Here is a 22,414-nt window from a genome sequence, read left to right on the forward strand (position 1 = left end):
GCTGCGCACTATTATGTTCCCGTGTAGAAATTTCTTGTCCTCAAACATCAGTATTGCTACGATTCAATACGGTGCCTGATATATATGCACTGTATTTCTACCATTTCAACAGTTCCCCAAGCGGGCGTTCAAAGAAGCAGCAGATAGGGGAGTGCGCTCGTGATCAGTCTAGGTTCCTTGTTCGGACAAAAGAGCCCGCCGCTCGTCGGGCTCGACATCAGTACGTCCGGCGTGCGCCTGGTCGAGTTGTCCGACGGCGGCAAGGGTGAGTTGCGGCTGGAGCGCCATGCGGCGGAACCGCTGCCGCGCGGCGCCGTCGTCGACGGCAACATCGAGAACATCGACGCGGTGTCGGACGCCGTGCGCCGCGTCGTGCAGAAGAGCGGCACCCGCATCAAGCACGTGGCGCTCGGCATGCCGCCGGCCGCCGTCATCACCAAGAAGATCATCCTCCCGGCCGGCCTGCCGGAAGACCAGCTCGAAGTGCAGGTCGAGTCCGAGGCCAGCCAGTACATCCCGTTCGCGCTGGACGAGGTCAGCCTCGACTTCGACGTGATCGGCCCCGTCGCCAGTTCGCCCGAGGACATGGAAGTGATGCTGGCCGCGGCGCGCCGCGAAAAGGTCGAGGACCGCGTGGCCATCGCCGAAGCGGCCGGCCTCACGGCCACCGTGATGGACATCGAATCGTACGCCGCCCGCGCCGCGCTGCAGCGCCTCCTCGACAACGACAACGGCCCGCGCGACCGCATCGTCGCGCTGTTCCAGATCGGCGCCAACGCGACCCACGTCTCCGTGCTGCAGAACGGCGAGACCGTCTACGAGCGCGAGCAGCCGTTCGGCGGCGTGCAGCTCACGCAGGACGTCGTGCGCGCCTACGGCCTCTCGTTCGAGGAAGCGGAAACGCGCAAGAAGACGGGCGACCTGCCGGACAACTACCGCGCCGACCTGCTGGCGCCCTGGCTCGAAAACGCCGCGCTGGAAGTCACGCGCGCGATCCAGTTCTTCTACACGTCGACGCCGTACACGCGCATCGACCAGATCGTCCTCGCCGGCGGCAGCGCCCAGCTGCCCGGCCTGCCCGACATCATCGCGGGCCGCACGCGCATCGCGACCTCCGTCGTGGCGCCGTTCTTCGGCATGCAGCTGGCCCCCGCCGTGCGCGAGCAGCAGCTGCGCACGGACGGTCCCGGCTATCTCGTCGCCTGCGGCCTCGCACTGCGGAGGTTCGGCTGATGATCCGCATTAACCTGCTCCCGCACCGGGAAGCGAAGCGCAAGCAGAAACAGGCCGCGTTCATCGCGCTGATGGCGCTGGGCGGCCTGGTCGGCGTCGCGCTCGTGCTGCTGGTGGGCGCGTACAACGCCAGCCGCATCGCCACGCAGAACGAACGCAACCTGGTCCTCAAGAACGCCAACGCGGAACTGGACAAGAAGATCAGCAAGATCGCCAGCCTGAAGGCCGAGATCGAGGCGCTGAAGGCGCGCCAGCAGGCCGTCGAGGACTTGCAGGGCGACCGCAACCAGCCCGTCTACCTGCTCGACGAACTGGTGCGCCAGACGCCGGACGGCGTGTACCTGAAGAGCTTCAAGCAGGAGGGCCAGCGCGTGCTGCTGAACGGCTATGCGCAGTCGCAGGAGCGCGTGGCGGAGCTGCTGCGCAACCTGTCCGGCAGCTCGCCGTGGCTGGAGCGCCCGGACCTGACCGAGGTGCGCGCGGCCACGCTTGCGCAGAGCAAGACCGGCCGCAAGGTCGTCGAATTCACGTTGAACGTCGCGATCAAGCGCGCCCGCGTCGAGGACGACGACAAGGATGCCAAGCCGTCCACGAAACAAGCGGGCACCAAGTCATGAACATCGATCTGAAACAGTCTTTCGCCGACCTGGCGGCCCAGTTCGAGGGCCTGCAGGGACGCCATCCCGGCCTGTGGCCGCTGGCGCCGCGCCTGTTGTGCGCGGCCGGCGTGATGGCGGCCGTCCTCGGCCTCGGCTACTTCTTTTACTGGAGCAGCCAGTTCGAGGAACAGGACGCGCTGGCCGCGCAGGAACTCAAGCTGCGCGACGACTACAAGGTCAAGATGGCGCAGGCGATCAACCTGGACGCGCTGGAAGCCCAGCAGCAGCAGGTGAACCGCTACGTCGAACGTCTCGAGAAGCAGTTGCCGAGCAAGGCCGAGATGGCCGCGCTGCTGTCCGACATCAATCAGGCCGGCATCGGCCGCGGCCTGCAGTTCGAACTGTTCAAGCCGGGCCAGGTCGTCGTCAAGGATTACTACGCCGAGCTGCCGATCGACATCAAGGTCACGGGCCACTACCACGACATCGGCGAATTCGCGGCCGACATGGCCAGGATGCCCCGCATCGTCACCCTGAACAACCTGGCGCTCACCGCCGGCAAGGACGGCACGCTGTCGCTCGACGCCATCGCCAAGACGTTCCGCTACCTCGACCAGGACGAACTGGATGCGCAGGCCAAGGCCCGCAAGGCGAAGAAGACCGCCAAGAAGGGGAAGGCATGAGCCCGCGCATCGCGATCGGCGCCCTGATGGCGACCCTGCTGCTGGCCGGCTGCGGCGATTCCGACGTGCGCGAAGTGCGCGGCTGGATGGAACAGGTCAAGCGCGACACGCGCCCCGCCGTGAAGCCGCTGCCCGAGCCGAAGGATTTCCTGCCTTACGCGTACGGCGCGAAGGATGCCGTCGACCCGTTCGATGCGAACAAGCTGCTGGGCGAACTGGCCCGCGCGGCCGCGACGTCGAACAATCCGAACCAGCCGGACCTGCAGCGCCCGCGCGAGCAGCTGGAGACCTTCCCGCTCGACACCATGCAGATGGTCGGCACGATGGAAAAGGGCGGCACGCGCTTCGCGCTGCTGCAGATCGAACGCGCGCTGTACCAGGTGAAGGCCGGCCAGCGCATCGGCCAGAACTTCGGCGTCGTGACGCACGTGGGCGAGGACGCCGTCGACATCCGCGAAACAGTGCAGGACGCCGCGGGAGAATGGACCGGACGCATGACGAAGCTGGAGCTGCAAACCAAGGAGAACCGTAAATGACCCGATTCCTTTCCGCCGCGGGCGGCATGCTGCTGGCGCTCGCCACGGTCTGCGCCTGGGCCCAGGACAACGCGATCGAGTCGATCAGCGCCAACCAGCAGGGCGGCAACGTCGTCATCCGCGTGGGCATGAAGGCACCCCCGAAGCAGCCGCCGATCGGCTTCTCGATCACCAACCCGGCCCGCATCGCGCTCGATTTCGGCGCCACCGCCAACGCCACCGGCAAGAACGTCCAGGACATCAACCTGGGCGACGTGCGCGGCGTGAACGTCGTGCAGGCGGGCGAACGCACGCGCCTCGTGCTGAACCTCAAGCGCGTACTGAACTACGCGACCGCCGTCGACGGCAAGGACGTCATCGTCACCGTCGAAGGCTCGGGCGCGCCCGCGCGCGCTATCGACGCCGCCGGCGAGCCGGCCCGCGCGGCAAGCGCCGTCCCGGCCAGCCTGCCGCTGCTGCGCGACCTCGATTTCCGCCGCGGCACCAATGGCGAAGGCCGCATCGTCGTCGACCTGCCGAACGGCCAGGTCGCCGTCGACGTGCGCCAGGTCGGCTCGCAGATCCTCGTCGATTTCCTGAAAACCGGCGTGCCGCCGACCTTGCGCCGGCGCCTGGACGTGACCGACTTCGGCACGCCCGTGTCGCGCATCACGACGACGCCGCGGGGCGAGAACACGCACATGGTCGTCGAAGCGCACGGCAACTGGGAGCAGAGCGTCTACCAGAGCGACACGCAGCTCGTCATCGACGTCAAGCCCGTCAAGGAAGATCCGAACCGGCCGGCCGGCGGCGCGGGCGGCGCGGGCTACCGGGGCGAGAAGCTGTCGTTCAACTTCCAGAACGTCGAGGTGCGCCAGGCGCTGCAGGCGATCGCCGACATCTCGGGCCTGAACATCATCACGAGCGATTCCGTCACCGGCAACCTCACGCTGCGCCTGAAGGACGTGCCGTGGGACCAGGCGCTGGACGTCGTCCTGCAGGCCAAGGGCCTCGACATGCGCAAGAACGGCAACGTGCTGTGGATCGCGCCGAAGGAAGAACTGCTGACCAAGGAAAAACTGGAGCTCGAGCAGCGGGCCCAGATCTCCGACCTGGAGCCGCTGCGCTCCGAGATCTTCCAGCTGAACTACCAGAAGGCGGAAGCGTTCCGTACCGTGTTCGGCCTCGACCAGAACGGCGGCGCCAGCGGCGACGGCGGCGGCAAGAACCGCGTGCTGTCCAAGCGCGGCAGCGCCATCATCGACCCGCGCACGAACCAGCTGTTCATCACGGACATCGCATCGAAGATCGAAGACATCCGCAAGCTGATCCAGAAGACCGACATCGCCACCAAGCAGGTGCTCGTCGAGGCGCGCCTGGTGGAAGCGAACGACGGTTTCTCGCGCAACCTCGGCGCCAAGCTCGGTTTCGCCGACCTGCGCACCTTGCGCGGCGGCGACACGGGTTACCAGGTCAGCGGCAACCAGCGCGTGGCCATCGGCGGCAACCTGACGGGCGTGGGCCAGGTCACGGGCCAGACGCCGGACAAGGGCGACGGCTACACCAACACCACGCTCGTGAACCTGCCGGCGGCCGGCATCAACGGCACGAATGCGCCGTCGATCGCATTCTCGCTGTTCTCGTCGGCGGCGAACCGCTTCCTCAACCTGGAACTGTCCGCGCTGGAAGCGGATGGCAAAGGCAAGATCATCTCCAGCCCGCGCGTGGTCACCGAGGACAACGTCCCGGCCATCATCGAGCAGGGCGTCGAGCTGCCGTACCAGCAGGCCACGAGCAGCGGCGCCACGTCGGTCACGTTCAAGAAGGCGAACCTGAAGCTGGAAGTCACGCCGCAGATCACCCCGGACGGCAACGTCGTGCTGGACGTGGACGTGGCCAAGGATTCGAAGGGCGAGGCGACCGCGTCGGGCTTCGCCATCAACACGCAGCACGTGAAGACCAAGGTGATGGTCGAGAACGGCGGCACGGTGGTCCTGGGCGGCATCTACCAGATGACCGAGACCCGCAACGACGACAAGGTGCCGCTGTTCGGCGACATCCCGGTCGTGGGCAATCTGTTCAAGTCGACGTCGCGCCAGAACAGCAAGACCGAGCTGCTCGTCTTCATCACGCCCAAGATCGTGGCCGAGCGCCTGCAGAACGGCCATTGACGGAATCATCAACAAGACCCCCACACATGAACGACTTCAAGAACGACTTCACGGCGCGCCACGGCGTGCGCGTGGCCGGCCTGCTGATGGCCATGGTGCTGACCGCATGCGGCGGCGGCGGCGGCAATCCGGGCGCCGTGAGCGGCGGGACCGGCTCCGGTTCCGGCAGCACGGGGACCGGCGGCACCACCACCCCCGCGGCGCCCACCGTCTCCGTGGGCTTCACGAACGCGGCCGGCGCGTCGACCAATGCGCTCTCCGGCGCCACGCTGCTGACCGTCAATGCCACCGTGCTGGATGCGGACAAGAAGCCCGTGCCGAACGCGATCGTGACCTTCGCCACCGACAATACGCTGGCCGTGTTCTCGCCGACGGCCGCCACCGCGCTGACGGATGTCAACGGCGTCGCGAAGGTCAGCATGCGCGCCGCCAGCCTGGCCTCCGGCGGCGCGGGCACCGTGACCGCCACGTCGAGCGTCGCCGGCACGACCGTGAGCGGCACCGCGAACTATTCCGTCGGCACCACCACGCTGACGTTCGGCACCCTGTCCGCCAGCCCGGCCAGCATCCAGGCCTACGGCTCGACGGTGCTGTCGGTCGACGTGCTGAACGGTTCGAGCAAGTACACGGACCAGCAGGTCAACGTCAGCTTCAGCTCCGCGTGCGTCACGGCCGGCAAGGCGACGCTGGCCGCGACCGTGCCGACCAATAACGGCACCGTGCAGACGGTCTACCGCGACAAGGGCTGCGCCAACAACGACATCATCACCGTGACGGCCGCCGGCATCGCCAAGTCGGCGTCGGCCACGCTGGCGATCGCGCCGCCGGCCGCCGCGTCGGTGCAGTTCGTGGGCGCCACGCCGACCGCGCAATCGATCGTCGTGCGCGGCAACGGCGGCAACGGCCGCACCGAAACCGCGATCCTGACGTACAAGGTCGTCGACATCTTCGGCAATCCGCTGGCCGGCCAGCGCGTGGACTTCACGCCGGTGCCCGCGGGCGCCGACGTCGTCATCAACAAGGCCAGCGACACGACCGATGCCACCGGCAGCGTGGTCACGACGGTCAACTCGGGCGCGACCGCCATGTCGTTTCGCGTGCAGGCGACGCTCCGAGGTACCGGCACCAATGGTGGATCGGACATCTCGACCCTGTCTGATTCGATCGTGGTGACGACTGGCCTGCCCGTGCAACGCGCGTTTTCGCTGAGCTCGGGCACGTTCAACGTCAATGGAGATATTGATAGCCCGCAGGCGACCACCCTGCAGGTCATGCTGGCCGACGCTTTCAGTAATCCAGTCCCGGACGGCACGCCAGTGGTGTTCCAGACGAATATGGGCGCCGTTGGTACGTCAGACAAGGGCGGCTGCAATACGACCAACGGCCTCTGCACGGTCTTCCTTCGTACGCAAAATCCGCGCGTCGCTACGCCTGGCTTGCCGCTAAGCCCCTGCAACGCTGTCACCCCGGACGCGACCCGCCCCGGCTTGGCCACTATTTGCGCCAGCTCGACGGATGGTACCAATACTGTGTATGCCAGGACGGCTATCTTCTTCAGCGGCGGTTTCGTGAAGAACGTTTATATGGATGGCAGCGCGGTCCCGTTGGACCTGAGTAAAACCGTCGATCTTGGCTCGATCAGCGGCAGCGCAACCAAGGTATTCTCGCTGCAGCTCAACGATGTGAACAACAACCCGATGCCTTTCGGCTCCCAAGTCGAAATAACGAGCATGCTTAACGGCAACGCTGCACCGGTCGTACCTGCCACTGTACCAAATATTGCCCCTCACTCGACCACTAATGTCGATGATCCAACCGGCTTGACTGTTGGTAGCGGCCCGCAGGGTTATACGCATGTTTTCAGCATTTCGAGCACGAGCTCAACCAATTGCGCACCCGCTCAGGCCTCATTCAACGTCACCGTGACGTCGCCTTCTGGCTCCGTAACCAGTATTCCGTTTAAACTGTCGTTCACCTGCCCATAAGTTTTCTTAAGGGATGCCCAATTGCAACAAAGCGGCCAGGGATGTCCTGGCCGTTTTTATTTGAACGCGTACACGTGTCTGACTGTAAGAACAACAACATCTTCCTCGTCGGCCTGATGGGGGCCGGCAAGACCACCATCGGCCGCCTGCTGGCGCGGCGCCTGGACATGACCTTCATCGATTCCGACCACGAGATCGAGGCGCGTACGGGCGCCACGATTCCGTGGATCTTCGAGATCGAGGGCGAGGCCAGCTTCCGCCGCCGCGAAGCCGACGTGATCCGCGAACTCACTGCGCAGAACGGCATCGTGCTGGCGACCGGCGGCGGCGCCGTGCTGAACCCGGCCAGCCGCGCGCTGCTGGCGGAGCGGGGCACCGTGATCTACCTGCGCGCGAGCGTCTCCAGCATCCTGGCGCGCACGGCGCACGACAAGAACCGCCCGCTGCTGCAGACGGCCGACCCGCGCAGGAAGCTGGAAGACCTGACCGCGCAGCGCGAGCCGCTGTACCGCGAGATCGCCGACATGGTCATCGACACGGGCCGACCTAACGTACAATCGATGGTTCAGACAATCCTGGACCAGCTCGAAGCGGACAACGCCGCACGCGAGCAGGCCAACGCAAAGACGACAATGAACGAACAGGCATGCATCTCTCTTAACGTCGAGCTGGGCGACCGCAGCTATCCGATCGCGATCGGACGCGGCCTGCTGGACGATACTTCCCTTCTGAATCGCCACATCGGCGGCAGCGGCAAGGTGGCCATCGTCACCAACACCACCGTCGCCCCGCTGTACCTGGACAAGGTCGCCGGCCCGCTGCGGGCGGCCGGGCGCGAGGTCGTGCCCATCATCCTGCGCGACGGCGAAGAGTTCAAGAACTGGGAGAGCCTGAACGAGGTGTTCGACGCGCTGCTGGCCAACAAGTGCGACCGCAAGACGACCCTGGTGGCGCTGGGCGGCGGCGTGATCGGCGACATGACCGGTTTCGCGGCCGCGACCTACATGCGCGGCGTGCCGTTCGTGCAGATCCCGACGACGCTGCTCGCGCAGGTCGACTCCTCGGTCGGCGGCAAGACGGGCATCAACCACCCGCTGGGCAAGAACATGATCGGCGCGTTCTATCAACCGCGCGCCGTGATCGCGGACACCGCCACGCTCGACACCTTGCCGGACCGCGAGCTGTCGGCCGGCCTGGCGGAAGTCATCAAGCACGGCGCCATCCTCGACGCCCCCTTCTTCGACTGGATCGAGGCGAACATCGGGAAACTGGTGGCGCGCGACCACGCGGCCCTCGCGCACGCGATCGCGCGCTCGTGCGAGATCAAGGCCGACGTCGTCGCCCGCGACGAGCGCGAAGGCGGCCTGCGCGCGGTGCTGAACTTCGGCCACACGTTCGGCCACGCCATCGAGGCGGGCCTGGGCTATGGCGCGTGGCTGCACGGCGAGGCCGTGGGCTGCGGCATGGTGATGGCGGCCGACCTGTCGCGCCGTTTGAACCTTATCGACGACGCCGCGGTCGACCGCGTGCGCGCGCTCGTGAAGGCGGCCGGGCTGCCGGTCATTGCGCCTGACCTCGGCGTCGAGCGCTGGATCGAGCTGATGGAAGTCGACAAGAAGAACGAGGGCGGCGCCATCAAGTTCATCCTCCTGAAACCGCTGGGCAGCCCGAGCATCACGAATGCGCCGCGCGAACTGCTCGACGCCACGCTGAAGGCCTGCATCTCATGATCGATTTCGACGCCCACCTGGCTCCTTACGCGGCGCAGTCGTCGAAGAGCCGTGGGCGTCGTCATCCGGAACCGTCGCCCGGCTCGCGCAGCGAATTCCAGCGCGACCGCGACCGCATCATCCACTCGACCGCGTTCCGCCGGCTCGAGTATAAAACTCAGGTCTTCCTGAATCACGAGGGAGATTTATTCCGCACCCGCCTCACGCACTCGATTGAAGTCGCGCAGATCGGGCGCACGCTGGCGCGCAGCCTGCGCCTGAACGAAGACCTCGTCGAAGCGACCGCGCTCGCGCACGACCTCGGCCACACGCCGTTCGGCCACGTCGGCCAGGACGTGCTGAACGACTGCATGAAGGACTACGGCGGCTTCGAGCACAACCTGCAAAGCCTGCGCGTCGTCGACCATCTCGAGGAACACTACGGCGCCTTCGATGGCCTGAACCTCACGTTCGAGACGCGCGAAGGCATCCTGAAGCACTGCTCGCTGACGAACGCGCGCCAGCTGGGAGACCTGGGCCAGCGCTTCATCGACAGGACGCAACCGAGCCTGGAAGCGCAGCTGACGAACCTGGCCGACGAGATCGCGTACAACAACCACGACATCGACGACGGCCTGCGTTCGGGCCTGCTGACGATGAAGCAGATGGAAGAGGTGGATTTGTTCGCGCGCCTGCACCGCGAGGTCGTGCAGCAGTACCCGGGCCTGCAGGGCCGGCGCGAGCTGTACGAGACGATCCGTTTGATGATCACGGCGATGACGGCCGACCTTGCCGCGACGTCGGCCGAATTGCTGGCGGACGCCGCGCCGCAGGGCATCGACGACGTGCGCAAGGGGCCGCCGCTGATCCGCTTCTCGGACGCGATGCGTGCCGAGACGACGGCGCTGAAGCGCTTCCTGCACGCGAACCTGTACCGCCACTACCAGGTGAACCGCATGCGCGTGAAGGCGAGCCGCATCGTGCACGAATTGTTCGACGCCTTCATGACCGATCCCGTGCTGCTGCCGCCGGACTACCAGGTGGCGTCCGGCGACACCGTGAAACAGGCGCGCAAGATTGCGGATTACATCGCGGGGATGACGGATCGGTATGCGATCAAGGAACACCGGCGCATTTATTCGCTCGATACGTTCTGATGTTCACTCGGTACGCGCGAACACGCGCAGGCGGTGGCCGTCCGGATCGGCCGCGGTGAACGTATAACCGAAATCCACCTTGGCCGGCGCCTGCAGGATGCGCAGTCCGGCCTCGCGCCACTTGCCGTGCAGCGCATCGACCTGTGCGTCGTCGGGCACGCGGAACGCGAGCTCGCTGCCGCTGCCGTGGAAGTCGGCGGCCGGCACCGCGTCGGACTTCGCCCACAGGCCCAGCATGCGGCCATTCTCCAGCGGGAACAGCACGAACGTGGGCGACGATTCGACGTGCTGCGCCTCCAGCAGCTTGCCATACAGGCGTGCGCTGGCCTGCGGATCGGCGACGTAGAGGATGGTGTAGGTCGGGGTCAGCATGGTGTTCTCCTTCGTTGGTTGACAGTGCGGCCAGTCTAGGCCGGACCACTGTCAGTTCCTGTCAGGAGAGCAAACCGGGGTCAGAGCCCGATTTTGGGCAATTGCCAAAAATCGGGCTCTGACCCCGGTGTTAGTTGAACAGCGATGGGGCCGCCAGTTGCCCCAGCAGCTTCTTGATCGGCGCCGGCAGCGGGGCGTCCGTGATGGTCGCCAGGTCCCACCATACGTGGCCCGGCGGCGTTTCGCCGCGCGCGGAGACTCCCATGCGGTACGGCTGGATGTGCAGGCGGTAGTGCGTGAAGCCGTGTACCAGCGGCAGCAGCGGTTCCACTTCGGCCACCGTGCCGAACTCGCCGGCGGCGCCGGCCAGCGTCGTCGGCGACACGTCGTCCGCCTCGTCCAGCGCCACGTGGCCATCGTATTCCGGCAGCGACAGCAGGCCGCCCCAGATGCCGGAATCCGGCCGCTGCTGCAGCAGCACCTGGCCGTTGTCGACGACGGCCAGCATCAGCGCGCGCCGCTCCGGCGTCGCCTTTTTCGGCTTCGGCACAGGCAGCACCGAGGTGCGGTTGGTCGCGAATGCCACGCAGCGGTCCCGCAGCGGACAGCGGTCGCAGTCCGGTTTGCCGCGTGTGCACAGCGTGGCGCCCAGGTCCATCAGGCCCTGCGTGTACGCCTCGATGCCGTCGCCTTCCGGCAGCAGCGCGTCGGCGCGGCGCCACAGCGCGTCTTCCACCGGCTTGATGCCCGGGTATGAATCGATGCCGAACACGCGCGCGAACACGCGCTTCACGTTGCCGTCCAGGATGGCGGCGCGCGCGCCGGCGGAAAACGCGGCGATGGCGGCAGCCGTCGAGCGGCCGATGCCGGGCAGGTCCGCCAGCAGCGCCGGGTCGCTCGGGAACACGCCGCCGTAGTCCGCGACGACGCGCTTGGCGCATGCGTGCAGGTTGCGCGCCCGCGTGTAGTAACCGAGGCCGCTCCAGTGCGCCATCACGTCTTCCGCCGGCGCCGCGGCGAGGTCGTGCACGGTCGGGAAGCGCTCGAGGAAGCGCGCGTAATAGCCCAGCACCGCCGTCACCTGCGTCTGCTGCAGCATGATTTCGGAGAGCCAGATGCGGTACGCGTCGCGCGTGTTCTGCCAGGGCAGGGCGTGGCGGCCGTGGGCGCGCTGCCAATCGATGACGGCGCGCGAGAAGCTGGGGTCGGACAGGATTTCGGTGTCGGTGCTGCGTTTCATCTATCAGGCTGCTCGCAATTCGGGCAGGTCGGCGCGCAGCGTGTCGGCGACGGCGCCGGACAAGTTCGCGAGTCGCGCCTTGACCTGCTCCAGGTCGTGTTGGGCCGCCTCGAAGGCGGCGATTTTCTGTTCCAGGCTGTCGGTGGCTTCCAGGATGCGCTGGATCGATGCCTGGCGGTGGCGCAGCTGGTCGCGGTGCTGGCGGATTTGCGCTTCGAGCGGCGCATTGACCACCTTCAGCCACGCCTCGGCATCGCCGTTCGCTTCGCGGAACGCGAATTTGATGCGCGACGCGATCGTGTCGAAGAAGCGTTCGAGCAGGGTGCCGCGGCTCGTGATGAGCAGGGTCGCCGTGCCGAACTGCTTCACGTAGATCGCTTCGATGGCATCGATCTCGCGGCGGTAGCGTTCCAGAGACAGCGCGGCCGGCAGCGCCAGCGCAAGTCCGTGCTCGGCGGAGAAGCGCCGCACCATCGTCTCCATCATCGCCGCGATCTCGGCGATTTTTGCTTCCGCCGCAGCCAGGCATGCGCGCGCCTGGTCGAAGAAGGTGCGCACCGGCGCGCGCATGCCCGTCGAAAAGCGCGCGGCTTCCATCGCGGCGCGCACGGCGTCGACATGGCCCTGCACGACGTCCATGCCGATGATGGAGTAGAGCGCCGTCGACAAGGTCGTGAACACGGCGCGTGTGCCCTGCAGCTTGAACAGGCTGGCGTCGAATTCCTTCTTTTCCATCTCGACGCGGCGCACCATGTGCGCGATCACGCCCTGGTTCTTGCCGCGCAGGCTTTGCAGTTCCTGCAGCTGCTCGACGAGGTCGCGCCCGCGCGCGGCCAGCAGCGCGGACTGGGCGCCCGTCAACGTCGCGAGGTCGTCCTGCAGCTGGCGGCGCAGGATGTCCTGGCGTGCCGGGATCAGCTCGTGGAACAGCGCCGATTCCAGCGCGCCCATGCGGCTCTTTTCGAACAGGGCGTAATCGCCCGTGATCTTGCCGACGAGGGCCTTTTGCGCGGACACCGGGAACACCTGCGCATCCGCGACGCCCAGCAGGCGCGCGGCGTCATGCTGCTGGCGCGCGATGGCGGCGTCGTTGTCCTGCGGCGTCCTCAGTTCATCCCACAAGGCATCGATCTTGTTCAGCACGACGATCCGGCCCGCATTGGACCCGGAATCGGCGTTGATATGCGTGCGCCAGACGTCGATGTCGCTCTTCGTGACGCCCGTCTCGGCGGCCAGGATGAACAGCACGGCGTGCGCGTTCGGGATCAGATTCAGCGTCAGCTCCGGCTCCGTGCCGATCGCATTCAGGCCCGGCGTGTCGAGGATCACGAGGCCCTGCTGGAGCAGCGGGTGCGGCACGTTGATCAGCGCATGGCGCCAGCGCGGGATCTCCACGAGGCCGTCCGCGCCCAGCGTCGCCGCGAGGTCGGGATCGTCGGGATCGTACAAGCCGTAGCGCTGCGCTTCGGCCGGCGCGACACGGCGCGTGAGGCTCACCTGCAGGAAGGTCTCGTGCATGCGCTCCGGCGCGGACAGGTCCAGCGGCAGCACGGTCCACGCATCCGGGACGTCGCGATAATCGCCCGTGGCGAGGCGTTCGGCGCGCGTCTCGATCGGGAGCAGGCGGATGCAGGGGACGAGCGCCGGCTCCCACGCGAATTCAGTCGGGCACATCGTCGTGCGCCCGGGGCTCGACGGCACGATGCGCTGGCCGTAGTCGGCAAAGAAGATGGCGTTGATCAGTTCGGATTTACCGCGCGAGAATTCGGCCACGAACGCGACCGACAGGCGGTCGTCGCGCAGCCGTGCGAGCGCACGCGCGACGCGCTGTTCCGCCGCCCCGTCCAGCAGCTCGGCCCCCTGGGCCCAGCCGCGATACGCTTCCAGCGCCTGGGCGACCTGCGCGCGCCAGTGCGCGTACTGTTGCAAATCCTGCATATCGGTGTCCCGCGTGTCCCGTTCCTCGTCGATGGCCTTACCGCTGGCAGACCGCGCAGTAGAACGTGGACCGTTGGCCCTGCTTGATCTGGCGGACCGGCGTGCCACAGTTGCGGCAAGGAACTCCTGCACGATCATAGACGAAATATGTCTGCTGGAAATAGCCTGACTGACCATTTACGGCAATAAAGTCACGCAGCGTGCTGCCGCCTTGCACGATCGCGGCGGCAAGGATGTCGCGGATCGCCTCGGCGAGCTTGTCGTAGCGGGCGCGGCTGATCTTGCCGGCGGCCGTCTTCGGGTTGATGCCGGCGCGGAACAGGCTCTCGCACGCATAGATATTGCCGACGCCAACGACGATGTCGCCCGCGAGCAGCACCTGCTTGATCGGGGCGCTGCGGTTTCTCGTCGCCTGGTGGAGCAGGGCGCCGGAGAACTTGTCTTCGAGCGGTTCCACGCCCAGGCCGCGCAGCAGCACGTGCTGCTCCAGCTCGCCGTCGTCGTGATCGTGCCAGAGGACGGCGCCGAAGCGGCGCGGGTCGTGCAGGCGCAGCACCCGCCTGCCTTCCGGGCCGCGCACGACGAGGTCGAAGTGGTCGTGTTTCTTCAGCTCGATCCCCTCCGGCAGCACGCGCAAATGACCGGACATGCCCAGGTGGACGATCAAGGTGCCATGTTCGAATGTCAGCAGCAGGTATTTGCCGCGCCGGCCGGTGCCGAGGATGCGGCGGCCCGCGAGCAGCTCGCGCAGATTCGGGGGAAACGGCCAGCGCAGGCCTTCGCGGCGCAATACGACGTCCTCGACGATGCGGTCTTCCAGATGGGGCGCGACACCCCGTCTGGTCACTTCGACTTCTGGTAATTCAGGCATGTGAGATTAACAACGTGAGAGGAATGTAAATTCGTGTTGCAGCGGCGCACGCGGGGCGGGTGCATGGCGTAGAATCGGACAATCTCGATGACGTGGGACTTGCCTTGAAAAACGCTTTCGCCATTGTAACCCTCTCCGCACTGCTGTCGGCCTGCGCTGTGGCTCCCAAGCAGCAGCAACCGGCCCCGGACCTGTCCGACCAGCCGCTCGCCGCCGCCGAAACCCGGGACCATCCCGACCAGGCCAAGGAAGGCGAACAGGCCGAAAAGCTCCCCAACGTCGAGATGACCCCGGCCATGATGAGCCAGCTCATGCAGGCCGAGATGGCCTACAAGAACGGGGACTGGCAGGGGCCTTACCTGACGATGATGAGCCTGGCCCAGCAGACGAAGGACCCGCGCCTGGCCAAACGCGCCGCCGAGATGGCGCTGTCCGCCAAGCAGGCCGACGACGCGCTCGCCGCCGTGAAACTGTGGCGCCAGTACGCACCGGACTCCGAAGAGGCCAGCCAGTACTATCTGGGGTTGGTCATCCTCTCCGACAACCTCGGCGAGGCCGAAAATATCTTGAAACAGCGTCTGGCGGACGCGACCCCGGGCGCGCGCGGCCTCGTCATGTTCCAGATGCAGCAATTGCTGCTGCGTGCCAAGGACAAGGAAGCGGCCAGCGCCATGCTCGAGCGCCTCGTCGCGCCGTACGGCAACCTGATGGAAACGCACGTCGTGCTGGCCCAGGCCGCGCTGGCGCGCAACGACAAGGCGGCCGCCAGGCGCGAGGCGCAGACGGCCCTGCAACTGAAACCCGATTCCGAGATCGCCGCGCTGACCGCGGCCCAGGTGAGCGAGGACGAAGGCGGCGCCATCAAGGTGCTGAAGGATTTCCTCGCGGCCCACCCGGAGGCGCGCGAAGTGCGCTCCGCGTACGCGCGCCTGCTCGTCAACGAAAAACAGTACGAGGCCGCGCGCCAGGAATTCCTCACGCTGGATAAAGCCCAGCCCGACAATCCGGGCACCTTGTACGCGCTCGGCATCCTGTCGATGCAGATGAACGACCGTACGGCCGCGGAAAAATATTTCAGCCGCTTCGTGGACCTGATGGACAAGGCGCCGGAAGACGAGCGCGACCCGACGAAGGCCGTGATGATCCTGTCGCAGATCGCCGAGGAACGGGGCGATTACAAGGCCGCGGCCGACTGGCTCGACCGGCTCGACACCGAGGATCCGAAGGTCCAGTTCGGCGCCGAACTGCGTCGCGCCCAGCTGACCGCGAAGCAGGGCGACGTCGCCGGCGCGCGCAAGCTGCTGGGCACCCTGAAGACGGACGACAAGACGGAGCAGGCGCAGATCGTCCTCGTCGAAGCACAAATCCTGCGCGACGCGGGCCAGGCCAAGGACGCGTTCAAGCTGATGGAACAGGGCGTCAAGCGCTTCCCGGACAATACGGACTTCCTGTACGACTATGCCCTGATGGCCGAAAAGATGGGCAAGACGGCCGTGATGGAAAAGGCGCTGCGGAAAGTGATCGCCAAGTCGCCGGACAATATGCAGGCTTATAACGCGCTCGGCTATTCGCTGGCCGACCGCAACATCCGCCTGAAGGAAGCCTATCAACTGATCTCCAAGGCCCTGAAAATGGCGCCGGGCGACCCGTTCATCCTCGATAGCATGGGCTGGGTGAACTATCGCCTCGGCAAGCTGGACGAGGCCGAGACCCACCTGCGCAAGGCCTACACGCTGCGCAACGATCCGGAGATCGCCGTCCACCTGGGCGAAGTGCTGTGGAAGAAGGGCCAGGCGGAAGATGCCCGCAAGCTGTGGCGCGAAGCGCAAGCCAAGGATCCGAAGAATGACGCGTTGAAGAGCACACTGGCGCGCCTGCACCAGACTCTGTGAAATAATGACAATCGACGGACGCTGCGGCGTCCGTCGGTTCATTCGACTTGTTGACTTCATGCCGATGCATTCACTTTCCCGATTCGTTATCACCGCCGCCTGCGTCGCGTCCTTGGCCGGCTGCGCCACCACCGCCAACGTCCCGCTGGCCAACCCGACCGCCCAGGTGGGCGCCTACCGCGACACCATCGACCTGAACGGCCGCCTGGCCGCGAACTACCAGAAGGATGGCCAGCCGCAATCGATCAACGGCAATTTCACGTGGGCGCAGCGCCCTGGCCGCATCGACGTCTCCCTGTTCTCGCCGCTGGGCCAGACCGTCGCCGAGATCACGGTCACGCCCGAGGCCGCGACGTTGAAACAGTCCGGCCGCGCGCCGCGCGTGGAAAAAGACATCGACACGCTGACGGCGAAGTCCCTCGGCTGGACCCTACCCGTGAGCGGCCTGCGCGACTGGCTGCAGGGCTATGCCGTCGACGCGAGCGGCAAGCGTTTCACGGCGTCGCCCGCGCACGACAGCGTCGTCACGAACGACGGCTGGCGCCTGCGTTTCGTGGAATGGCAGAACGGCCCGGGCGGCGCCCCGGTGCCGCGCCGCATCGATGCCGAGCGCAGCACGACGGCCGTCGGCGATGCGCTGACGATCCGCATCGTGATCGATCCGGTGGCGTGACATGGCGCCGACGTCCCTGCACAACTGCCCCGCGCCGGCCAAGCTGAACCTGTTCCTGCACGTCGTGGGCCGCCGGCCGGACGGCTACCACCTGCTGCAATCCGTGTTTCAACTCATCGACCGCAGCGACACGCTGCACTTCGACTTGCGCAGCGACGAGCGCATCGTGCGCACGACGGATGTGCCCGGCGTGCCGGAAGAGCAGGACCTGATCGTCCGCGCGCTGCGCGCGCTGCAGGCGGAATACCAGCGCCGCCACGGCCGCCTGCCGCCCGGTATCGACGTCGCCGTCGAGAAATGCCTGCCGATGGGAGGCGGACTCGGTGGTGGCTCGTCCGACGCGGCCACGGCGCTGATGGCGGCCAATCATTTATGGCAGGCCGGCCTGACGGATGCCGAGTTGATCGCGCTGGGCTTGCCGCTGGGCGCGGACATCCCGTTTTTCCTGTTCGGCGCGACGGCATTCGCCGAAGGCGTGGGGGAGGCATTGCAGGCCGTGCCGGGGCCGGATTGCTGGTATGTCGTCATCGAACCGGGCGTCTCTGTCCCCACCGTTGCAATTTTTACGGCGACCGATTTGACAAGAAACACGAAAGCCATCACAATATCGGACTTTTCCAGACGACATGTCGAATCGAACGATTTGATTGGCTTCGGGGAAAATGATTTGCAGGACGTGGCAGCCCGCTTGTTCCCGCCGGTAGCAGAGGCGATCGAATGGTTGGGTGGTTACGGAGCGGCCAGGATGACTGGTTCGGGCTCGTGCGTGTTTTGCGCATTTTCCACAGAGCATGAAGCTGAACAGGTACTGAAGCATGTGCCGGCCCGGTGGAGAGCGTGGAAAGCGAAAGCGTTGCAGCGACATCCGATGAAAATCGCTCTTGCAAACCCATTCGTTGTAGAATAAAATTTTGCCTGTCGACGCATTTGACGATATAATAATCGAGTGCAGCGACAAGCTGTAAGTTTCAGTGTAGGGGAATCGCCAAGCTGGTTAAGGCACCGGATTTTGATTCCGGCATACCAAGGTTCGAATCCTTGTTCCCCTGCCAAAGTTTCTTTGCCTGAGCTGATGATGACACGTGCTCCAGCAGGCAGATAAAAATGGAGCCGCCAATGAGCGGCTCATTTTTTTTTGTGGTTCAGCGTTAATCATCCGACGATTAGCTGCTTTTCAAGTTCTTTCAACGCTTCTTACATCTCTGGGACTCCCATGGCTTACGAAAACCTGATGGTTTTTACCGGCAATGCCAATCCGGCGCTAGCAGAAGGGGTCGCAAAAAACCTCGGCATTCCTCTCGGCAAAGCCGTAGTTTCGAAGTTCTCCGACGGCGAAGTCATGGTCGAAATCAACGAGAACGTTCGCGGCAAGGACGTCTTCGTTCTGCAATCGACCTGCGCCCCCACCAATGACAGCCTGATGGAAATCATGCTGATGGTCGACGCTCTCAAGCGCGCATCGGCTGGTCGCATCACCGCGGCGATTCCGTACTTCGGCTATGCCCGCCAGGACCGCCGTCCGCGTTCCGCGCGTGTCGCGATCTCGGCGAAAGTCGTCGCGAACATGCTGCAGGAAGCCGGCGTCGAGCGCGTCCTGATCATGGACCTGCACGCCGACCAGATCCAGGGCTTCTTCGACATCCCGGTCGACAACATCTACGCATCGCCGCTGCTGCTGGGTGACTTGCAGAAGCGCAACTACGACGACCTGCTCGTCGTGTCGCCGGACGTCGGCGGCGTGGTGCGTGCTCGTGCGCTGGCCAAGCGCCTCGGCTGCGACCTGGCGATCATCGACAAGCGCCGCCCGAAGGCGAACGTGTCGGAAGTCATGAACATCATCGGTGAAGTCGAAGGCCGCAACTGCGTGATCATGGACGACATGGTCGACACCGCAGGCACGCTGACCAAGGCCGCCGAAGTCCTCAAGGAGCGTGGCGCGAAGAAAGTCGTCGCGTACTGCACGCACCCGGTCCTGTCCGGCCCGGCCATCGAGCGTATCGCGAACTCGCCGCTGGATGAACTGGTCGTCACCGACACGATCCCGCTGAGCCCGGCTGCCCAGGCTTGCGGCAAGATCCGCCAGCTGACCTGCGCACCGCTGCTGGCCGAGACGTTCAAGCGTATCGTCAAGGGCGACTCGGTCATCTCGCTGTTCGTCGACTGATCGAATCAGGTTTCAAGCGCGGCGCGCCTGGCTGAAAAGCCGGCGCGCCGTTGACGTATCAAAGGTTTACAGAATTTCTTGAGCGTGCGCGAGTGCGCTCTATACCGATGTCCCTGGTCGCGGGGACATCACAACCCGGGCAACCGGGCCGGCACACGCCGGCATTCGGGCCCACACTTTGGAGTAACACCATGAAAGTAGTCGCATTTGCACGTACTCAGCAGGGGACCGGAGCGAGCCGCCGCCTGCGCAACGCCGGCCAGACCCCGGGCATCATCTACGGTGGCGCCGCCGCCCCGGAACTGATCGCCCTGGATGGCAACGCGTTGTTCCACGCGCTCAAGAAAGAAGCTTTCCACGGTTCGATCCTGGATCTGGAACTGGACGGCAAGACGCAGAAAGTCCTGCTGCGTGACTTCCAGATGCACGCATACAAGCAACTGGTCCTGCACGCTGACTTCCAGCGCGTCGACGCTTCGCAGCCGATCCACGCCAAGGTCGCCCTGCACTTCGTCAACGCCGAGATCTCGCCGGCAGTCAAGCTGAGCGGCGCCATCGTGTCGCACGTGCTCAACGAACTGGACGTGTCCTGCCTGCCGGGCCAACTGCCGGAATTCATCACCGTCGACCTGTCGACGCTGGAAGCCGGCCAGTCGATCCACGTGTCGCAGCTGGCCCTGCCGGAAGGCGTGACCGTCGTGGCCCACGGCCAGGACCAGACCGTCGCCACCTCGTCGATCCCGCGCGGTGCCGCAACGGCCGAAGCCGCTGCAGAGTAATTTTTACTCCGCATCACAAAACCCGCCGCGACGCGAGTCCGGTGGGTTTTTTGTTTTTCAGATCAATCCCAAGGTCAGCGCCTTGAGCGTGGCGGCGGCCCGCGTCGAGCACGCCAGCTTGCGGAAGATGCTTTCCACGTGCGTGCGCACCGTCGATGGGCTGATCTGCATGACCCGTGCCGCTTCCTTGTTGCTTTCGCCCAGGCTGATGCGGCGCAGGACTTCGATTTCGCGCTCGGACAGCAGGCTCCTGCGGGCGGGCGCCGCTGGGGCAGGGACGCCGGCCGCCGGGACGCCGGCCGCTTCGATGACGTGGCGTACGGCGTCTGCATCGAAGCATTGTGTTTGCTCGGCCAGCACGCGCGCAGCCTCATCCTGGGAATACGCCGGACGCCATGGCCGCGGCATGCACAGCGCCACGTAAGCGCACGCGGCCGCCAGCAGGCGGTGCGGCAGGCCGAGCCCATCGGCATCCAGGTTGCGGAAATAGCCGCTGCCGTCCAGCCGTTCGTAGGCGTGCGACGCCAGTGCGGCTTCAAGACGCAAGGTTGGGATCTGGACGCCGGCCCGCGCGGTCCAGTACGGCACGAGCCGGATCTTTTCCCAGTCGGCGGCGCTGAGTTTTCCCTCCCGTTCCCAGATCGTGTTCGATACCGCCGCGCGGCCCATGCCGTGGATGAGGGCGGCGCGGCCGAGACTCTGCTGCTGCGCCGGGGACAGGTCCGCGCGCGCGGCCGCCGCTTCCACCAGCTCGGCCACGCGACGCGAGTAGCCCGCGAGCCACGGCAGCTTCAACTCCATCATGTCGGCCACGATGGACAGCGGCACGTGCCGCGCGAGCAGCGGGTCGACGGCCGCTGGCGCCGGCGTGTCCAGTTCGTCCAGCCACGCCTGCGCGTGATCGGCAAGCAGGCGCGCGAGCGGCGCCGGATATTTGCGGTCGGCCATGCGGTCGATCATCTGCAGCGCCTCGGCCAGGCCATGCGTGCGTGCGAGAATCTCGAGGTCGCCGGCCAGGCTCGTGTAGAAGACGACGGTCGGGATGGCCGATCCGCGCAACCGTTCCGGCAGGCCATTGCCGTCGTAATGTTCCCAGACGTGACGCAGCCCGGCCTCGACTTCCGCCGGCAGACCCAGCAGGCCGGCAATGTCGCCCGACACCTCGCAGTGGATGCGTGCGAGCGGCGTCACGCTTTGCACCGTCAGCGGATTGTCCGCGGGCAGCGTCTGCGTGAGCATGGCGTCGCGGCCGCCGACGTCGTCGCCGAGCAGGGTCGCGAAGCCGGAGGCGTTCGCCGTGCAGCCGGACCAGCGCAGCAGGGCGACGAGCCGCGCATGGCAGCAGGCGTCGAGCGTAGCGCCGTCGGCCTGCGCGAGGCGCGCCGCGAGCCGTGCCGCGCGGATGGAGCCATCGGTCGGCTGGCCCATGGACAGGTCGCCGACGAGGGCCAGGGCCTGGACGGCGTCTTCGACGGAGACGGTGTTGTCGATTTGCATCCCGGTACTGTAACGACGATGGCGCGTGGCGGCAAGGTCGGGGTCGGTCGATCGACCGATACCGCGGTTCGGTCCGTCTCTCTACACTGGCTTCCATCGACACCCCAACAACGAACCACCCAAAGGAGCCATCATGAAAGCATCGATCACCACCGTCATCCGTAACGTCGCCGCCGCTGCCGCCATCGCCGCCGCCGGCACCGGTTTCGCCCACGCCGCCACCGCCGCCGAGCAACCGTCCGTCGTCATCGTCCACGGCGCATTCGCCGACGGCTCCGACTGGGCCAAGGTGATCCCGCTGCTGCAGGCCAAGGGCGTCAAGGTCACGGCCGTGCAGAACAGCCTGACGTCGCTGGCCGACGACGTCGCCGCCACCAGGCGCGCGATCGACAACCAGCCGGGCAAGGTCGTGCTCGTCGGCCACTCGTGGGGCGGTACCGTGATCACGGAAGCGGGCGCGGGCGACAAGGTCGCGAGCCTCGTCTACGTTGCCGCGTTCGCACCGGACGCCGGCCAGGCTACCAGCGACCTCGGCAAGGACCTGCCGCCGGCACCGGGCATCACCAAGCTGACGGTCGACAAGTTCGGCTTCGCCAGCCTGTCGCCGGCCGTGCTGAAAGAGAATTTCGCCCAGGACGTGCCCGCTGATCACGCCGCCGTGATGGCCGCCACCCAGGGCCCGATCGCAGTGAAAGCGTTCGGCGAGAAGACGACGGTCGCCGCCTGGAAAAACCACCCGAGCTGGTACATCGTCAGCAAGAACGACCGCATGATCCAGCCGGACCTGGAGCGCCGCTTCGCGAAGGCCATCGGCGCGAAGACGACCGAGCTGCCGACCAGCCACGTGCCGCAGCAGTCGCGTCCGGCGGACGTCGCCAAGGTTATCCTCGACGCTGTCGCCGCGAGCAAATAAGCGCTCAATGATCGTTCACGCGG

Annotated in this window: 19 protein-coding genes and 1 tRNA gene; 15 read left to right on the forward strand and 5 right to left on the reverse strand. The window is 66.0% G+C overall.

Annotated elements, in window-relative coordinates:
- The first annotated feature begins 159 nt into the window (after positions 1 to 159).
- From ASD28_RS09165 to ASD28_RS09200, 8 genes are all read left to right on the forward strand, one after another.
- Positions 160 to 1,233 carry a pilus assembly protein PilM gene (locus ASD28_RS09165; RefSeq protein ID WP_056126544.1) on the forward strand — a complete coding sequence of 358 codons (1,074 nt, stop codon included), beginning with the start codon at positions 160 to 162 and terminating at the stop codon, positions 1,231 to 1,233.
- Positions 1,233 to 1,850 carry a PilN domain-containing protein gene (locus ASD28_RS09170; protein ID WP_056126546.1) on the forward strand — a complete coding sequence of 206 codons (618 nt, stop codon included), beginning with the start codon at positions 1,233 to 1,235 and terminating at the stop codon, positions 1,848 to 1,850. The genes ASD28_RS09165 and ASD28_RS09170 overlap by 1 nt, the downstream gene beginning before the upstream one ends.
- The gene (locus tag ASD28_RS09175) at positions 1,847 to 2,515 is read left to right on the forward strand and encodes a type 4a pilus biogenesis protein PilO (protein ID WP_056126548.1); all 669 of its coding nucleotides are present in this window, start codon (positions 1,847 to 1,849) and stop codon (positions 2,513 to 2,515) included. Before ASD28_RS09170 ends, ASD28_RS09175 begins: the two co-directional genes overlap by 4 nt.
- A complete protein-coding gene (locus ASD28_RS09180) occupies positions 2,512 to 3,051 on the forward strand; it encodes a pilus assembly protein PilP (RefSeq protein WP_056126549.1) in 540 nt (179 codons plus the stop codon). The genes ASD28_RS09175 and ASD28_RS09180 overlap by 4 nt, the downstream gene beginning before the upstream one ends.
- A complete protein-coding gene (gene pilQ, locus ASD28_RS09185) occupies positions 3,048 to 5,201 on the forward strand; it encodes a type IV pilus secretin PilQ (RefSeq protein ID WP_056126551.1) in 2,154 nt (717 codons plus the stop codon). The genes ASD28_RS09180 and pilQ overlap by 4 nt, the downstream gene beginning before the upstream one ends.
- Before the next feature lie 26 nt (positions 5,202 to 5,227).
- A complete protein-coding gene (locus ASD28_RS09190; protein WP_056126553.1) occupies positions 5,228 to 7,186 on the forward strand; it encodes a hypothetical protein in 1,959 nt (652 codons plus the stop codon).
- Between the two features lie 74 nt (positions 7,187 to 7,260).
- Positions 7,261 to 8,916, forward strand: coding sequence for a bifunctional shikimate kinase/3-dehydroquinate synthase AroKB (gene aroKB, locus ASD28_RS09195; protein WP_267873808.1), 1,656 nt, complete (start codon positions 7,261 to 7,263; stop codon positions 8,914 to 8,916).
- On the forward strand, positions 8,913 to 10,052 hold the full coding sequence (locus ASD28_RS09200; protein ID WP_056126555.1) for a deoxyguanosinetriphosphate triphosphohydrolase: 1,140 nt from the start codon (positions 8,913 to 8,915) through the stop codon (positions 10,050 to 10,052). The genes aroKB and ASD28_RS09200 overlap by 4 nt, the downstream gene beginning before the upstream one ends.
- Positions 10,053 to 10,055: 3 nt before the next feature.
- Here ASD28_RS09200 and ASD28_RS09205 read toward each other — a convergent pair whose 3' ends face one another.
- From ASD28_RS09205 to mutM, 4 genes are all read right to left on the reverse strand, one after another.
- Positions 10,056 to 10,424, reverse strand: coding sequence for a VOC family protein (locus ASD28_RS09205; protein WP_056126557.1), 369 nt, complete (start codon positions 10,422 to 10,424; stop codon positions 10,056 to 10,058).
- Between the two features lie 130 nt (positions 10,425 to 10,554).
- Positions 10,555 to 11,664: an A/G-specific adenine glycosylase gene (mutY, locus tag ASD28_RS09210; protein WP_056126559.1), complete on the reverse strand. Its 1,110-nt coding sequence runs from the start codon at positions 11,662 to 11,664 to the stop codon at positions 10,555 to 10,557.
- A 3-nt stretch (positions 11,665 to 11,667) separates the two neighbouring features.
- Complete coding sequence (locus ASD28_RS09215; RefSeq protein ID WP_056126561.1) at positions 11,668 to 13,602, reverse strand: dynamin family protein; 1,935 nt, start codon at positions 13,600 to 13,602, stop codon at positions 11,668 to 11,670.
- Between the two features lie 37 nt (positions 13,603 to 13,639).
- Positions 13,640 to 14,473, reverse strand: coding sequence for a bifunctional DNA-formamidopyrimidine glycosylase/DNA-(apurinic or apyrimidinic site) lyase (mutM, locus tag ASD28_RS09220; RefSeq protein ID WP_056126562.1), 834 nt, complete (start codon positions 14,471 to 14,473; stop codon positions 13,640 to 13,642).
- Between the two features lie 104 nt (positions 14,474 to 14,577).
- Between mutM and ASD28_RS09225 the strand changes: the two genes are divergently transcribed.
- The 6 genes from ASD28_RS09225 (at position 14,578) to ASD28_RS09250 (ending at position 19,981) form a co-directional block, all read left to right on the forward strand.
- A complete protein-coding gene (locus tag ASD28_RS09225) occupies positions 14,578 to 16,365 on the forward strand; it encodes a tetratricopeptide repeat protein (protein ID WP_056126564.1) in 1,788 nt (595 codons plus the stop codon).
- Positions 16,366 to 16,429: 64 nt separating this feature from the next.
- Positions 16,430 to 17,038 (forward strand): outer membrane lipoprotein LolB, encoded by a 609-nt coding sequence (locus ASD28_RS09230; RefSeq protein WP_307167868.1) that lies wholly within the window; start codon positions 16,430 to 16,432, stop codon positions 17,036 to 17,038.
- A gap of 1 nt (position 17,039) precedes the next feature.
- Entirely contained in the window at positions 17,040 to 17,945 is a 906-nt protein-coding gene (gene ispE / locus ASD28_RS09235) for a 4-(cytidine 5'-diphospho)-2-C-methyl-D-erythritol kinase (RefSeq protein WP_056126568.1), read from the forward strand.
- Positions 17,946 to 18,013: 68 nt separating this feature from the next.
- A tRNA-Gln gene (locus ASD28_RS09240) sits at positions 18,014 to 18,090 on the forward strand.
- A gap of 161 nt (positions 18,091 to 18,251) precedes the next feature.
- Positions 18,252 to 19,202 (forward strand): ribose-phosphate pyrophosphokinase, encoded by a 951-nt coding sequence (locus ASD28_RS09245; protein WP_056126570.1) that lies wholly within the window; start codon positions 18,252 to 18,254, stop codon positions 19,200 to 19,202.
- A gap of 191 nt (positions 19,203 to 19,393) precedes the next feature.
- Positions 19,394 to 19,981, forward strand: a complete 588-nt coding sequence (locus ASD28_RS09250; protein WP_056126573.1) for a 50S ribosomal protein L25/general stress protein Ctc — start codon at positions 19,394 to 19,396, stop codon at positions 19,979 to 19,981.
- 57 nt (positions 19,982 to 20,038) lie between these two features.
- Here ASD28_RS09250 and ASD28_RS09255 read toward each other — a convergent pair whose 3' ends face one another.
- Positions 20,039 to 21,478 (reverse strand): HD domain-containing phosphohydrolase, encoded by a 1,440-nt coding sequence (locus ASD28_RS09255; protein WP_082577338.1) that lies wholly within the window; start codon positions 21,476 to 21,478, stop codon positions 20,039 to 20,041.
- Positions 21,479 to 21,611: 133 nt separating this feature from the next.
- On the opposite strand from ASD28_RS09255, the gene ASD28_RS09260 reads away from it, so the two are divergent.
- The gene (locus ASD28_RS09260) at positions 21,612 to 22,391 is read left to right on the forward strand and encodes an alpha/beta fold hydrolase (protein ID WP_056126576.1); all 780 of its coding nucleotides are present in this window, start codon (positions 21,612 to 21,614) and stop codon (positions 22,389 to 22,391) included.
- Positions 22,392 to 22,414 lie beyond the last annotated feature (23 nt).

It is taken from the genome of Massilia sp. Root133, from assembly GCF_001426525.1.
GTDB lineage: Bacteria > Pseudomonadota > Gammaproteobacteria > Burkholderiales > Burkholderiaceae_D > Telluria > Telluria orientalis.